The following is a 14,247-nucleotide window of genomic DNA, read 5'->3' as shown; positions in this document are numbered from 1 at the left end:
GACCGTGTTGCGCAGGCCAAACGCGACGGCGTGACGCTTTCCGATCAAGATATCCAGCGCATGCGCGAAAAGATCGCGCTCACTGCCCAGCTTGACGGGCAGACGCAACAGGCGGCGCAATCGCAACAGCAGCTTGCACAGGCCGGCCAATTCTTCGGACAGCAATTCACGAGTGGCCTTTCCGGCTTGCTCACCGGCACGCAGACGCTCAACGGCGCGCTTCAGAACCTCTTGAACAGCCTTATCGACGCAACGCTTCAGGCGGCGCTGCTAGGCAAAGGACCGCTTGCCGGCCTGTTTGGCGGCGCTGGTGGTGGCATCCTTGGTGCGATCTTTGGTTTCGCAGATGGTGGCTACACTGGACCGGGCGACAAGTATCAGCCTGCCGGCATCGTCCATAAGGGCGAATACGTCATGTCGAAGCGGGCAACCAGCCGGCTAGGCGTCGGCAATCTTGAGGCGCTGCATATGGCGGCGGTGAAGGGTTATGACGTTGGCGGCTATGTCCGGCGCGCCCCGGCAGTTCCCCGCCTACAGTCGGCAGCGAACAACAATGTTGCGCCGACCGTTCAAATCAGTGCGCCTATCACCGTCAATGGTTCCGCCGGCACACCTGCCCAAAATGATGACCTTGCGCAGAAAATGGCCCGACAGATGGAAGCGACTATGAGAGGGGTAGTTGCCGACGAGATGAGACGCGCAACAAGGCCGGGGAATCTCGGCAACAGCCGTAGTCGTGGGCGCTGATCGATATTTGCAACGTTTGCAGAAATGAAAAACGCAACGTTTGCGTAAATGAAAAGGATTCTCGTAGAAGCCCACCAGAGAGCGTATGTGTTTTCTGGTGGTTTGTATCATCCGACACCCCAAACGCTCGCTGGTGGCCGTCTGTGTCGATTTGAGAGTCGGAATAAAGTCCTTTCGAACAACAGGGTTTCTCCCGTGCCAGACGGCAGGGTTTCTCCACTCCCATTTTCTTGTATCTGTCGCGGCACTGCTTCCCCGAGCCGGAGGATGGTTTGTTTGTTTCTTTCTTTCTTTCCTCGGGCGAACCTTCCCTAGACCGGAGGATGGTTTGCAATAGACGAGCGCGCCAGCGCTCGGCGAGGCCGAAGGCCGAGCTAGTTTGATGATTGTTTCGCGTGTCGCGCTTTTCTGAAATTCTGCGACCTTTTATATATCTCTCTCTTACTATTAGCTATTCTACATAGGACGCTTTTGCCGGAGAAGCGTGACACCTTCCGGGCGAGAAAAGCGTGACACATTTCGGTTAGAAAAGGGTGACACCCTTCCGGGCGAGAAAAGCGCGACATTAGCCCTTCAGCTATTGAAATGACAGAAAAGCGTGACTATATCCGTTCTGACAAATAGGACGGTTTCAGGAATGACCATTCGGCTAAAAACTGATGACGAGATGCAACGAGCCGCCCAGCGCAACTATTTTGATCCGCGCGAGGCCGATCCGGCACCATCTGAAATCAGCCATAGCACCGGCTATGAATTAAAAACGGACAGCCTCTTACGCGAGCTTGAAACGATCGACGCCACTTCCGGCCCTGACGATGATGAATCGCTTGGGGACTCCGAGCTTTACGAACTCCATATACTCAACCGCGAGGAAGAGCGGAAACAGCATCGCCAGATGATTAGTGAGGCGGTTGTGAAATATAGCGTGGGTGGCCCTGTTTGGAAGGCTAACCGCAAGAACGTTCGCGCCAATGGGGCAAAGGATGCCCGCGACCGCCGTGCGGAAGAGAAAGGCGCTCCCCTTCGCCGCTACCGGCAAGGGCTGGATGCACCGACCGAAGACCAGCGTAAGGCGGAGAAGGCGGAAAGCGCGCGCATCAGATACGCTGAAGCAAAAAAAATGGAAGATGGTCGGGATGTCCAGCGCTATAACGATCTATCAAGCATGACCCCGGAAGACATCGCAGCGCACAAGCGCGAGCAGAACCGGTTACGCAAAGCAGATGAGCGCAGACGGAAAAGGATTGTGAAATGATGAGACCTAGGCGGCGCAAAATCTATCTCACAACGCGGCAGCATGTTTCTTTGATAAGGCATGTCGCCTCGATCAGCGGCGCGCGTTACTCTAGTTATGATAATCTTGCGCGTGATCTTGCGGAGGTAGGGGGTATTTATCCGATTTGGCTCGCTCCAGAACCTAAACAGGGTAAGTCCGCCCGCGCACAAGCGCTAGGAGACGCAGAATTTTCACGGCTGATTCAAGCCTTCGGCGCGGTAAAATCAGATCGTGCAGTAGCGGCCTGATAAAGATAAGTCATTACTGATTTATCTAAGTCTTTGAAAATAAACAGTATTTAGCATTTTAAGGCTTGCATCCTTCCGCGAACCGATTCATATCGAATCTTGTTCAACACCAATTGGCGGGAGATTTGTTGCCTTGGAAATCTACATTGAAACCGAAACATACGACCGGCTTGTCGCGGCGCTTCTGACGCTTGAGCCATGCCCTCTCACCGGCGAGGTAGGGCCGGATCAAATCAAGATTGCGCTTGGCGAGGTTGCGGACATTTGGCCGGAATATATTCGGGGTGATGCATCCTGAAAATAATTGTGCGATTGCCTCTTGACCGTTGTGAATGTGAATTCTATGTTCACGTTCACAACGGAGATAATCAATATGGCAATGACCCCATTGGAGCGAAAGCGTCTTTCCCTCGCAAGGAAAGCCGAACGCGAAAAGCTCGCCGGTGATCCGACCGATGCAATCGCGATGATCAAGTTCAACGAGTTCCTGTCTGACAATCCGAATTGGGATGAGGTTAAGACCTATCTCGAATGGGCCGGCATTGATCCGGACGGCATTCCGACATTCGCGACTGATGACGATCCTGACCATAACCCGGAAACCGATGGCCCCTATCGCGGATCGATTGGCCGTGCGGAAAGGATGGTCGGTTGCCTACTAGACGCGGCAACGGAATTGGCGACCATCGTCAACACTTACAAACGAAAGGAGATCAACGACCGGATACATGAAATCGAGACTTCCGACCTGTCCGACCCCAACACGCGCAAGCAGGCGCTCACCGACATCGTGCGGCTGAAGAAGATGCTTGAACAGTTGGATACGCAGGTTCGGCGGAACCTTCCCCGTTGGGAAGTGACGGGCGAATAGGCCCGAGAACGGGAGCGACCACGTTCCATCGCCAAACGTAGCGTGGCCGTCCCTGACTTCAGACACCGCAACCATTGGAGAGATTGCAATGAACCTTCAGCATACCATGACCACGACGGCAGCGGCAACGCCTGCCCTCGCCGATGAGATTCAGGACTTCGATCTTCCCCGCAGCGGCATGGTTGTTCCCATGCAGCCGAAGACCTCGCCCGAATCCGCAACCGTTGCGGATTCCAAGCCGCTTGACGGTGAAGTCATCCCGCCGACTAAGGGGCGCAAGAAGATCGCCGACAATGATGCGCAATTCGCTTCCGTCGCGGATCGCATTCGGGCGAGGCAGCGGCGCGGCGTTCTCATGCTTGTCGAGAACGGCCGCGACCTGATTACCGTCAAGGAGAAAATGGGACACGGTCTCTTTGGCGAATGGCTCAAGCGCGAATTTGGTTGGTCCGAGCGTTCGGCGCAGAATTACATGAACGCTGTTAGGGCATTCGATGAGCTTGAGGGCCGTGGTTGTGTGCCCGAAGCAATCGCGTTCCTCCCGCTGACCATGCTTTACGACTTCGACAAGCAGTCGGACGCAGATAAAGAAAAGTGCGTCAAGGCCGTCAAGTCCGGCACCTTGAAGGCGGTGCAGGGCATGAAGACGAAGAAGGCGGCGACCAGCAAGACGACCAGCATCCCGGCCGCTGCCCCGACTGGCAAGGATCACGGCGCGGCTGAAGCTCTGGCGAAGCTCATTGCCGGCAAGTTGCTTGCCTCATTCAAGATGCAGATCGGTAGTCATGCCGGCTTTGCCTCACCGGTTTTCGGGGAGATTTTGCAGAAGGAATGCGCCCGGTCTTTTGGGGCAGATTCTAGCGGAAAGGCAGACCGCCGGAAGCGCATGGAAGAGGTCGCGGACTTCCTGCCTTTGCTGAAGGAAGCCGTCGAGGAAATCCGCTCGGAGCAGGAAGAAGCCTTCGAGAACATGCCCGAAAGTTTTCAGGGCAGCGAGAAGGGCGAAACCGCTCAAGAGATCATGGACGCATTGCAGTCGGCGACGGACTCCATGGAGGAAGCAGGCGACAGCCTTTCGAACGCGATGGACCTTTAAGCCGCCCGATCCTCTCCGACCTACCAGAAGCCTGCCGCTCAACCCGGCGGGCTTTTTGTTTCCCTTCGGCCTCGACTCGATCATAGTCGATTGGTGGGAGGGTTTGGCATGCAGATACCGGATTGGCTTTCGAAAAACTGGTCGCTGTTCTTGGAGCAACCCGTTCCGTTTATTTCTCTGGCAATCATCTGCTTCGCTCTAGGATATCTGGTTTCGCAAATCCTATGCAGAGAACGAATATCTACCCTAAAAGAGAGAGTAGATTTATATAGGCAAAAGCTTGATGGTGCATCGCCGGATGAGGCATCAAAAAAGATAAGAGAATTGGAATACAAGCTAAGGCGCTTAACCGCATTGGACTTGGATGAAGATAAATTTCAAAAAATCGTTCAATGCGTGAAAGAGGCACCGGGAGAGGTTCATATTGATACAGATATGCTTAGCTCTTTCGGCGATCACCTCGCTGAACAGCTTGATGAGGCTTTCCGGCTGGCCGGATGGAAGGTCTACCGAGCGAAGTCGGCATATGACGGTGATCTCGTGAGGGAAATTGTGTTGCGTAGTGCCACCGTAGGTGCCGGCAGCGCGGCCGCTGATCGAGTCAAGATGGCGCTTCGACTCGGCGAAATCCCTTTTCGCGTCGAGCTTTGGCCGGATGATGCCGATCATTGGCCGACGATTAGTTTTCGAGCGTGAACGAATGCCCGGCGACAAGCGACCCGACTATACCCCGGATATAGGCTGGTCGGGCCGGCTGGTGTTGCTGGCGCTTGTCGTGATCTTCGCACTTGGCGCGTTCGGCTGGTTGCTGGTGTAGCCGCCCGATCCTCGCCGATCTACCAGAAGCTCGCCGTTCATTGCGGCGGGCTTTTCAAATCCATAAAAAAAGGGGCCACCCGAAGGCAGCCCCCACAGTTGTCCCTGGGTCGGGATTACTTAAGGCGCATCAGGCAAAAGGTTGGCATTGCCCGCTGCATCCAGCGTCTTAGAGATGCCGTTAAACTTCTCGCCAATGCTGTCGCCGAGCGCACCTGCACCAAACATGATTGCCAATGCAATAAGTGCCGCGATGAGGCCGTATTCAATCGCCGTTGCGCCAGATTCGTCGTTGCAGAAATTCTTGAAAAGCTTTGTCATGGAGAAACCCTCTGCTTGCTGACCGTTGTGAATGCCATTTTCTTACGGCTTCTTTGCGAACCGTGCCTCACAATAGCAACGAGCGATTTCTTACAGGTTAAAAGAAATGGTGAATAAAGCGTATCAAGCAGATTGCTTAACAACTAATGAAAAGAACAACGAAATTTGAACTGATTTGCATCGCTGGCGACAAGCGACCCGACTACACCCCGGATATAGGCTGGTCAGGTCGACTGGTATTGATCGCGCTTGTCGTGATCCTCGCGCTTGGCGTTCGGTTGGTCACTGTCGAAGGTTTTCCACAAGCTGGAACGTCCATTTCGAGGCTTGTTCCAACGTTACAAAGCATCTCGTAACTAGTTGATTTTGTTATACGAATCGCGATTTCGAATCTCTCCACTCCGACCATTCATCTTCAAGGGCATCTTGCGCTTCGCCGCCTCGAGCGCTTCTACACCGCCTTCAGATATCGAACTCACTTTGCCCTTCATCCATGGAACTAACCGCGTCGGCGGCGAGCGCGCGCGTGATGCGCGTCTTTTGTTCCAGCGCCAGGCGGTCCAGCTTCTCTACCAGCCGCATGGCCGTTCCCAGCGAGCGTTCGATGCGGCGGGCGAGATATTGCACGACATGCGGCTCCACCTCGATCTGGCGGTCCGCGAAAAGCTTGGTGATGACGCCGGCGAGCAGCAAATCGTCCGGCTCGTGGATCTCCACCGTCGCCGCCGCCTTCAGCCGGGATGCCAGATCGGGCAGCGTCACATCCCATGCGCCGGGAAAGCGCCGTGCCGTCAGCAACAGATGCGAGCCCGCCCCGCGAACGGCGTTGATCAAATGAAAAAGCGCGGCCTGGTCGATGGCGGCAGCGTCGATATCGTCGATCAGGACCGAGCGGGAAACTGCCCGGCCCGCGCTGTCGCCAATCCGGCGACCGTCCACCTGCAAGGCGTCCGCCCTTTCACGCCAGATGGAGGCGAGATGCGTCTTGCCCGAACCCGTCGGGCCGGCGAGCACCACCACCGGCGACGGCCAGTGCGGCCAGCCATCCACCAGAGCGACGGCCTGTTCGTTGGCGCGCGAGACGACAAGGTCGTCGCGCGTATAACCGGTGCCGTGCCCCAGATCGAGCGGCAACTGGCGCGGCTTTCCCGTTTTCTGCATCATTCGCGCGTCTGCGGCGTCTTGCGCCGGGCGGCCGGCAACGGTGCAGGCTCCGCGCCGTGTCCCTTGTAAAGCGGCGATTCGAGGTAGCGGGCAATCGCAAAACGGACCAGGACGGCAACCGCGGCGGCAGCCGGCACGGCGATCAGCAGGCCGACGAAGCCGAACAGCGCACCGAAGGCGAACAGCGAAAACATCAGCCAGACCGGGTGCAGGCCGACGCTTTTTCCGACCAGTTTCGGCGACAGGATGTTGCCTTCGATGAACTGGCCGACAAAGAACACCGCGGCAACCGCAACAACCATGGTCCAGTCCGGCCAGAACTGGACGAAGGCGACGCCCACCGCCAGCACCAGCCCCGTCAGCGAACCGACATAGGGAATGAAGCTGATCAGGCCCGCGAAAAGGCCGATGAGGATGCCGAAATTCAGGCCCGTCAGCGTCAGTCCCACGGCGTACATCGCGCCAAGCACTAGGCACAACGTACCTTGCCCGCGAACGAAGCCGGCGGTGGACGTATTGATATCGGTTGCGATCGCCCGCACCGTCTGGACGTGATCGCGCGGCACCCAGCTATCGACGGTCGCGACCATGCGGTCCCAGTCGAGCAGCATGTAGAAGGCAACCACCGGCGTCACCACGAACAGGCTGACGATCGACACCAGAGCCATGCCGGAACTCCAGATCGACGTAAACACCGTCGTCAACAAGCCGAAGCCCGAGGTCAGCACCGAGTTCAGCCCTTCCTTCAGGCTCGCCGCATCGACGCCGAACCTTTGCTCCAGCCACTGCGGATCGAAGCTGGTGATCAGCGTTTGCAACCGGGTCAGGTACTCGGGCAGTTTGCCGGCGAAGTCCGTCATTTGGGTAGCCAGCACCGGCACCAGAATGACGAAGGCAAGCACCAGCACGACGATGAAGGTGATGAGGATAACCACCGTGGCCATGACGCGCGACAGGCCGATTCTTTGCAGGCGGTCGGCAACCGGGTCGAGAAAATAGGCCAGCACCAGGCCGGCAACGAAGGGAAGCAGAATGTCGCTGAAGATGTAGAGGAAAAGCGCCAAGATAAGCGCGGCGACCAGCCAGAAGCTTACCTGACGCCGAAAAGCCGTCGAGGCCGCCACGGCGGCAGCGAGATCTTCAGCCGTTGGGGGTGCCGCCTTCGCCATAACCACTCATATGTCTCAGCCAAGCCACGAGATAGGCTGCGGCCGAACCTACGGTCAAGAGCCCGGACAGGATTATCAGCGCAGGGCGCAAGTCGCCGATATCGACGCCGAAAGCGAGTTCGCTCAACACCAAAGCCGCCAGCACCAGTTGCATCGCGGTATTGGCCTTCGATACCAGAAGCGGTTTCATCTCCACGGGCTGGCTCATGACGCTGGATAAAAGCACCGCGAAAACGATCAGTACGTCGCGCGAAACCGCGGCGACGACCAGCCACAAGGGCAGTTCGCCGGCGATTCCCAGCACGACGAAAACGCTTACCAGAAGCAGCTTGTCGGCCATCGGATCGAGATACGCGCCAAGGCGCGACGCCTGATTGAAATGCCGGGCGATGAACCCGTCGACACCATCCGAGACACCGGCGACGACAAACCCGGCAAAGGCCCAGTTCCAATGCGCCTGCAGCATGGCCAGAACCACGCCGGGCACCAGCACAAGGCGCAGGATCGTGATCATGTTTGGAATGGTCACCTGATCTCCCGTCGGTTAGCTTGCGATACATGGTCAGGATCGAGGCACACCGCAAGGGTCGGCATGCTGTCCACGGTTTTCTCGGGCTTGGCGCCGGGCGGATCGTCGGTTGCCTTGCGGGACGCGGCAGTTCATGCGAAGAGCCGCATCGAGCAGGAAAATGGCGATGACCGACAAGAAGAACGGGCTCACCTACGCCCAGGCAGGCGTCGATATCGACGCCGGAAATCTCATGGTCGAGAAGATCAAGCCGCTGGTGCGCACCACGCGCCGGCCGGGAGCCGATGGCGAGATCGGCGGCTTCGGCGGCCTCTTCGACCTCAAGGCCGCAGGCTTTGTCGACCCGGTGCTGGTCGCCGCAAATGACGGCGTCGGCACCAAGCTGAAGATCGCCATCGAGGCCGGCAAGCACGACACGATCGGCATCGATCTGGTTGCGATGTGCGTCAACGACATCGTCGTGCAGGGCGCCGAGCCGCTGTTCTTCCTCGACTATTTCGCCACCGGAAAACTCGACCCGGATCAGGGCGCGGCGATCGTCAGTGGCATCGCCGAAGGCTGCCGGCAAGGCGGCTGCGCGCTGATCGGCGGCGAGACGGCCGAAATGCCGGGCATGTATCACGGCAAGGATTACGATCTCGCCGGCTTCGCCGTCGGCGCGGCCGAACGCGGCCAGCTTCTGCCGACCGACGACATCGTCGAAGGCGACGTGCTTCTGGGGCTCGCCTCCTCCGGTGTTCATTCGAATGGCTTTTCGCTGGTTCGCCGCATCGTCGCGACCAGCGGCCTTGCCTGGGATGCGCCCGCACCTTTCGCTAAGGACCTCACGCTGGCCGGGGCCTTGCTGGAGCCGACACGCATCTATGTGAAGTCGATCCTCAAGGCGATCCGCAACACGCATGGCATCAAGGCGCTCGCCCACATCACCGGCGGCGGTTTTCCCGAAAACATCCCGCGCGTGCTGCCCAAGGATTTTTCCGCCGAACTCGATCTCGACGCCATCGACGTGCCGCCGGTGTTCTCGTGGCTCGCCAAAACGGGCGGCGTCGCGCCGGAAGAGATGATGCGCACCTTCAACTGCGGCATCGGCATGATTATCGTCGTGGCGTCCGGCCAGGCGGCGCAGGTCGCCGCCGTGTTGCAGGAGGCCGGCGAAAAGGTCGAGCCGATCGGCCGCATCGTGCCGCGCCGGGATGCCGGCGTGCTTTATCGGGGCGCCATCGACCTATGATGACACCGCGCAAACGCACCGCCATCCTGATTTCCGGGCGCGGCTCCAACATGACCGCGCTGATCGCGGCTGCAAGCGAGCAGGACTATCCGGCCGAAATCGTCGGCGTCCTTTCCGACAAGGAAAACGCCGCGGGCCTCGGCATCGCAACGGCGAGCGGCATTCCGGTCCAGGCGATCCCGCGCAGCGGTTACGCAAGCAAGGAGGCCCACGACGCGGCCATCGACGCGGCGCTTTCGGCGCTGAATGCCGAGATCGTGGTGCTGGCCGGCTATATGCGGCTTTTGACACCCAAATTCGTGGAAAAATGGCAGGGCCGGATGATCAATATTCATCCCTCGCTGCTGCCGTCCTTCAAAGGTTTGGATACGCATAAACGCGCGCTGGAAGCCGGCATGCGCGTCCATGGCTGCACGGTGCATTTCGTCACCTCGGCGATGGACGAAGGCCCGATCATCGCACAGGCGGCGGTCCCCGTGCTCGTTGATGACCGCGAGAACGACCTGACCGCGCGCGTGCTCAAGGCCGAGCACAGGCTTTACCCGCAGGCGCTGAAACTGGTGGCGCAAGGCAAAGCGCGGATGGAAGGCGGGCGCACCGTGTTCTCGGGCTTTGCCGACGACAGCGACAAGGGTGCCGCCCTCGTCATCGCCCCAAACCCGCTCGAAAAAGGCCCGGTCGACCTCGAACAACTGGCGCGGATCACGCCATAGGGCCTATTGGGCAGGTGCCGCCCGCACCCACACCTTGTTGTCGTGAACCGGCGCACCGCCATAGGGCGCGGGCGCATCCGATCCGGTCAGCACGTTGATGCCCTCGCCGCGCTCATGGGCGCTGTTCGGCCACACACCTTCCGCGATCACCACGCCACGCCGCACGCCTTCGAACAGCTTTGCGTGCAGCACCACCTCGCCACGCATATTACCGATCTCGACACGGTCGTCGTCGGCCAGCCCGAACAGAGCCGCGTCCTGCGGATGGATCAAAAGCTGCGGCCTGACTTCCTTGGCGATGGAAACCGGTGTCTCGGTAAAGCTCGAATTGAGGAAATTCCGCGCCGGCGAGGTCGCCAGCCGGAACGGATGCGCCTCATCCGCCACTTCGATCAGATCGACATGGTCGGGGAATTCCGGCAGCCGTTCATAGGGGCCGAACACGCCCATCGACCGGGGCGGTCTGTTCGGGGCCGACTGCCCGGTCCAGTTCGGTTTGAAATGGAACTTGCCGTCGGCATGACCAAAGCCGTTGATGTAGTGCGCCTCCTCGAAGGGCGGTTGCAGATCCGCCCATTTTTGCTCCTTGAAAGTCGCGAAACTGCCGAGGCCCTTCTTCTCGAGCATGACGTCGATATGCTGCTGCTCGGTCATGCCAAAGCCCGGCATGTCGGCGACGCCCAGCCGCTTGGCCAGTTCCTCGATGACGAAATGATTGGTGCGCGGTCCTTCCGGCGGCTCGATCAGCTTTGGACCAAGCGTGACATGCTGGTTGCCGCCGCCCTTGTAGATGTCGTCGTGCTCCAGAAACATCGTCGCCGGCAGCACCACATCGGCCAGCTTGGCCGTATCGGTCATGAACTGCTCATGCACGCAGGTGAACAGATCCTCGCGCAAAAAGCCCTGCTTCACCAGCCGCTGCTCGGGCGCGACATTGGCCGGATTGGTGTTCTGGATCAGCATCGCCGTCACCGGCGGCCCGCCATAAAGCGCGTCCGCAGCATTCGCCAGCACCGGCCCGATGCGCGAATGGTCGAGATAGCGGATTTTCGGATCGCGCAGCCGCGAACCTTCCAGCAGGTCGGTGTTGAGTTTCAGCACGCCCGAATTGGAATGAAACGCCCCGCCGCCCTCATACTGCCAGCAACCGGTGACGGCTGCGATGCAGGACGCGGCATGCATGTTGACCGAGCCATTGCGCTGCCGCGAAAAGCCGTAACCTAGCCGAAAGAACGTCTTCTTGGTCGTGCCGACCAGCCGCGCGAACGCCTCGATCTCGGCGACCGGCTGGCCGGTGATGGCCGACGCCCATTCCGGCGTCCTGGTCTCCAGATGCGCTTCCAGTCCCTTTGGATCGTCGGTATATTTTTCGAGATAGGCGCGGTCGGCCATGCCTTCCCTAAACAGGATGTGCATGACGGCGCAGGCGAGTGCCGCGTCCGTGCCCGGCTTGACGATCAGGCCCATGTCGGCCTGCTTCATCGTCGCATTCTCGTAGACGTCGATGACGACGATCTTGGCGCCGCGATCCTTGCGGGCGCGGATGGCGTGGGTCATCACGTTGACCTGCGTCACCACCGCATTGGTGCCCCAGATCACCACGCAGTCGGATTTCGCCATCTCGCGCGGGTCAGGCCCGGCCAGCTTGCCTGTGCCCATCATCCAGCCGGTCCAGGCCAAGTTGGTGCAGATCGAGCCGAAAAAGCCCGAATATTTTTTGGCGTGACGCAGCCGCTCGATGCCGTCGCGCTGCACCAATCCCATCGTACCGGCGTAGAAATAGGGCCACACCGTTTCCGAGCCGTATTTTTCTTCCGCCCCGATAAATTTTTCGGCGACGAGATCGAGCGCCGCCTCCCAGCTTGCCTCTTTCCAGCCGCCCTCGCCCTTGGCCCCGGAACGGATCAGCGGCTTGAGCAACCGGTCGGGATGGTGGACGCGGTCGGCGTAACGCGCGACCTTGGCGCAGACGACGCCGGCCGTATAGCTGTTGGACTTCGCGCCATGCACGCGCCCGATGGTACGCTCATCGAGTAGTTCGACCTCAAGCGCGCAGGTGGACGGGCAATCGTGCGGGCAGGCCGAATGGCCGATGCGAAGCGGGGCGTGCTGGTTCATAGCCGCAAACTAGCGTGTTTCAGGCAGAGTTTGTAGGGCCACAAAAGCCCCCTACTCTGCCGTCCCCTCTTCATATTCAGCCGACATGGACAGCCAGCGCTCTTCATGGCCCTTGACCTGCGCGGCAAGCTCGGACCGCTCCTTGGCAAGCCGCGTCGCCTTGATCGGGTCCTTTTCGTAGAGCGCCGGGTCGGCCAGTTCGTCCTCGATGGTGTCGGAGCGCTTGCGCAGCCGGTCCATCAGCGCTTCGGTGGCGCGGATTTCCTTGGCCAGCGGCTCCAGTGCGGCCCGGCGCGCGGCGGCCTCGCGGCGGCGGTCGGCCTTGGACGCCTTGTCCGCCTCGCGCTTGCCCCGGCGATCGCCGGAAACGCCCGTTACCAGCGTTTTGTAGTCCTCCAGATCGCCGTCATACGGGTGGACCGCGCCGTCCTTGACCAGCCACAGCCGGTCGGCCGTCGCCTCCAGCAAATGCCGGTCGTGCGAGATCAGGATCACCGCGCCGGGAAACTCGTTGAGCGCATGGATCAGCGATTCGCGGCTATCGATGTCGAGGTGGTTGGTCGGCTCGTCGAGGATGAATAGGTTCGGCCCGTCAAACGCCGCCAACCCCATCAGAAGCCGCGCCTTTTCGCCGCCCGACAGATCCTTGGCGGGCGTGTTCATCTTCTCGGTGGTCAGGCCGAACTGGGCGACCTTGCCGCGAACCTTCGATTCGGGCGCTTCCGGCATCATCCGCCGCACGTGTTCGTAGGCGTTTTCCTCCGGCCGCAGATCGTCCATCTGATGCTGCGCGAAAATCGCCACTTTCAGGCCGGGTGCGACCGTCATCGTGCCGGTTTCGGCCTTCAGCCGGCCGGCGAGCATCTTGGCGAAGGTCGACTTGCCGTTGCCGTTTGCGCCCAAAAGCGCGATGCGATCGTCTGCATCGATGCGCAACGTCATCTTCTTCAGGATCGGCTCGCCCGTCTTGTAGCCGACATCGACCTTTTCCAGCGCGATGATCGGCGACGCCACGGTCTTGACCGGCTCGGGGAAGTGGAACGGCCGCACATGGTCGTCGACCAGCGCCGAAATCGGCTTCATCTTCTCCAGCGCCTTGATGCGCGACTGCGCTTGCCGGGCTTTTGAGGCCTTGGCGCGGAAACGGTCGACAAAGGCCTGCAGATGCTTGCGCGCCATGTCCTGTTTGACGCGGCCCTTTTCCTGCAACTCCCGCTGCTCGGTCAATTGCCGCTCGAACTGGTCGTAGCCGCCGCGCCAGAAGGTCAGCTTCTGCTGGTCGAGATGGACGATGGAATTGACGGCACGGTTCAACAGGTCGCGGTCATGCGAGATGAGCAGCACGGTGTGCGGATATTTCGCGACATAATTCTCCAGCCACAGCGTGCCTTCAAGGTCGAGATAGTTGGTCGGCTCGTCCAGCAGCAACAGGTCCGGCTCGGAGAACAGAACCGCGGCAAGCGCCACGCGCATACGCCAGCCGCCCGAAAACGACGACGCCGGCCGCCGCTGCGCCTCGTCGTCAAAGCCGAGGCCGGCCAGAATGGTGGCCGCGCGCGATTCGGCTGAATGCGCATCGATATCGGCAAGCCGCATATGGATATCGGCGATCCGGTTGGGATCGGTCGCCGTCTTTTCTTCTTCCAGCAGCGCCGTCCGTTCGACATCGGCCTTCAGCACGATCTCGATCAGCGGCTCCTCCGTGCCGGGCGCTTCCTGCGCCACCTGGCCGATGCGCGTCTGCTTCGGGATGCTGACAGAGCCGGTCTCGGACGACAGGTCGCCGGTGATGGCCTTGAACAGCGTGGTCTTGCCGGTGCCGTTGCGGCCGACAAGCCCCGCCTTCGCGCCCGCAGGCAGCGTTAGCGAGGCATGGTCGAGAAGCAGGCGCCCGGCGATACGGAGCGAAAGATCGTTGATGGTCAGCATGGCGGGGCTTTTGCACGGG

At 59.9% G+C, this 14,247-nt stretch carries 12 protein-coding genes and 1 pseudogene; 7 read left to right on the top strand and 6 right to left on the bottom strand.

Annotation, left to right across the window (positions count from 1 at the left end; translation table 11 throughout):
- The 5 genes and pseudogenes from ACX3P1_RS11205 to ACX3P1_RS11185 all read left to right on the top strand — a co-directional run.
- A pseudogene (locus ACX3P1_RS11205) lies at nt 1-747 on the top strand (D-alanyl-D-alanine carboxypeptidase family protein); the annotation flags it as partial.
- A 637-nt stretch (nt 748-1,384) separates the two neighbouring features.
- The gene (locus ACX3P1_RS11200; RefSeq protein ID WP_459079646.1) at nt 1,385-2,002 is read left to right on the top strand and encodes a hypothetical protein; all 618 of its coding nucleotides are present in this window, start codon (nt 1,385-1,387) and stop codon (nt 2,000-2,002) included.
- A 642-nt stretch (nt 2,003-2,644) separates the two neighbouring features.
- Complete coding sequence (locus ACX3P1_RS11195) at nt 2,645-3,142, top strand: hypothetical protein (protein WP_459079645.1); 498 nt, start codon at nt 2,645-2,647, stop codon at nt 3,140-3,142.
- Between the two features lie 88 nt (nt 3,143-3,230).
- Nucleotides 3,231-4,238, top strand: a complete 1,008-nt coding sequence (locus ACX3P1_RS11190) for a DUF3102 domain-containing protein (protein ID WP_459079644.1) — start codon at nt 3,231-3,233, stop codon at nt 4,236-4,238.
- A 108-nt stretch (nt 4,239-4,346) separates the two neighbouring features.
- The gene (locus ACX3P1_RS11185) at nt 4,347-4,934 is read left to right on the top strand and encodes a hypothetical protein (protein WP_459079643.1); all 588 of its coding nucleotides are present in this window, start codon (nt 4,347-4,349) and stop codon (nt 4,932-4,934) included.
- A 240-nt stretch (nt 4,935-5,174) separates the two neighbouring features.
- On the opposite strand, the gene ACX3P1_RS11180 is transcribed toward ACX3P1_RS11185, so the two are convergent.
- The 4 genes from ACX3P1_RS11180 to ACX3P1_RS11165 form a co-directional block, all read right to left on the bottom strand.
- Nucleotides 5,175-5,375, bottom strand: a complete 201-nt coding sequence (locus ACX3P1_RS11180) for a Flp family type IVb pilin (protein ID WP_459079642.1) — start codon at nt 5,373-5,375, stop codon at nt 5,175-5,177.
- A 462-nt stretch (nt 5,376-5,837) separates the two neighbouring features.
- Nucleotides 5,838-6,536, bottom strand: a complete 699-nt coding sequence (gene hdaA / locus ACX3P1_RS11175) for a DnaA regulatory inactivator HdaA (RefSeq protein ID WP_459079654.1) — start codon at nt 6,534-6,536, stop codon at nt 5,838-5,840.
- Complete coding sequence (locus tag ACX3P1_RS11170; protein ID WP_459079641.1) at nt 6,536-7,708, bottom strand: AI-2E family transporter; 1,173 nt, start codon at nt 7,706-7,708, stop codon at nt 6,536-6,538. The genes hdaA and ACX3P1_RS11170 overlap by 1 nt, the downstream gene beginning before the upstream one ends.
- On the bottom strand, nt 7,680-8,237 hold the full coding sequence (locus ACX3P1_RS11165; protein WP_459079640.1) for a CDP-alcohol phosphatidyltransferase family protein: 558 nt from the start codon (nt 8,235-8,237) through the stop codon (nt 7,680-7,682). Before ACX3P1_RS11165 ends, ACX3P1_RS11170 begins: the two co-directional genes overlap by 29 nt.
- A 166-nt stretch (nt 8,238-8,403) precedes the next feature.
- Between ACX3P1_RS11165 and purM the strand changes: the two genes are divergently transcribed.
- Entirely contained in the window at nt 8,404-9,468 is a 1,065-nt protein-coding gene (gene purM, locus ACX3P1_RS11160; RefSeq protein ID WP_459079639.1) for a phosphoribosylformylglycinamidine cyclo-ligase, read from the top strand.
- Nucleotides 9,465-10,181, top strand: coding sequence for a phosphoribosylglycinamide formyltransferase (gene purN / locus ACX3P1_RS11155; RefSeq protein WP_459079638.1), 717 nt, complete (start codon nt 9,465-9,467; stop codon nt 10,179-10,181). Before purM ends, purN begins: the two co-directional genes overlap by 4 nt.
- Nucleotides 10,182-10,184: 3 nt before the next feature.
- Here the strand turns inward: purN and ACX3P1_RS11150 are convergent, their stop codons facing one another.
- Both ACX3P1_RS11150 and ACX3P1_RS11145 read right to left on the bottom strand, forming a co-directional pair.
- Nucleotides 10,185-12,299 (bottom strand): molybdopterin oxidoreductase family protein, encoded by a 2,115-nt coding sequence (locus ACX3P1_RS11150; protein WP_459079637.1) that lies wholly within the window; start codon nt 12,297-12,299, stop codon nt 10,185-10,187.
- 51 nt (nt 12,300-12,350) lie between these two features.
- Nucleotides 12,351-14,228 (bottom strand): ABC-F family ATP-binding cassette domain-containing protein, encoded by a 1,878-nt coding sequence (locus ACX3P1_RS11145; protein WP_459079636.1) that lies wholly within the window; start codon nt 14,226-14,228, stop codon nt 12,351-12,353.
- Between the last annotated feature and the right edge of the window lie 19 nt (nt 14,229-14,247).

The organism is Mesorhizobium sp. A623, assembly GCF_054489405.1.
Note: the sequence above shows the minus strand (reverse complement) of the source record. Positions and strands in the feature narration are given on the sequence as shown.

What these genes read in the sequence shown, in the direction of transcription:
- ACX3P1_RS11190 (WP_459079644.1), top strand. Translation starts at nt 3,231, where the DNA reads ATGAACCTTCAGCATACCATGACCACGACGGCAGCGGCAACGCCTGCC.
- ACX3P1_RS11145 (WP_459079636.1), bottom strand. Translation starts at nt 14,228, where the DNA reads ATGCTGACCATCAACGATCTTTCGCTCCGTATCGCCGGGCGCCTGCTT.
- hdaA (WP_459079654.1), bottom strand. Translation starts at nt 6,536, where the DNA reads ATGCAGAAAACGGGAAAGCCGCGCCAGTTGCCGCTCGATCTGGGGCAC.
- ACX3P1_RS11170 (WP_459079641.1), bottom strand. Translation starts at nt 7,708, where the DNA reads ATGGCGAAGGCGGCACCCCCAACGGCTGAAGATCTCGCTGCCGCCGTG.
- purN (WP_459079638.1), top strand. Translation starts at nt 9,465, where the DNA reads ATGATGACACCGCGCAAACGCACCGCCATCCTGATTTCCGGGCGCGGC.
- ACX3P1_RS11150 (WP_459079637.1), bottom strand. Translation starts at nt 12,299, where the DNA reads ATGAACCAGCACGCCCCGCTTCGCATCGGCCATTCGGCCTGCCCGCAC.
- ACX3P1_RS11185 (WP_459079643.1), top strand. Translation starts at nt 4,347, where the DNA reads ATGCAGATACCGGATTGGCTTTCGAAAAACTGGTCGCTGTTCTTGGAG.
- ACX3P1_RS11180 (WP_459079642.1), bottom strand. Translation starts at nt 5,375, where the DNA reads ATGACAAAGCTTTTCAAGAATTTCTGCAACGACGAATCTGGCGCAACG.
- ACX3P1_RS11195 (WP_459079645.1), top strand. Translation starts at nt 2,645, where the DNA reads ATGGCAATGACCCCATTGGAGCGAAAGCGTCTTTCCCTCGCAAGGAAA.
- ACX3P1_RS11200 (WP_459079646.1), top strand. Translation starts at nt 1,385, where the DNA reads ATGACCATTCGGCTAAAAACTGATGACGAGATGCAACGAGCCGCCCAG.
- purM (WP_459079639.1), top strand. Translation starts at nt 8,404, where the DNA reads ATGACCGACAAGAAGAACGGGCTCACCTACGCCCAGGCAGGCGTCGAT.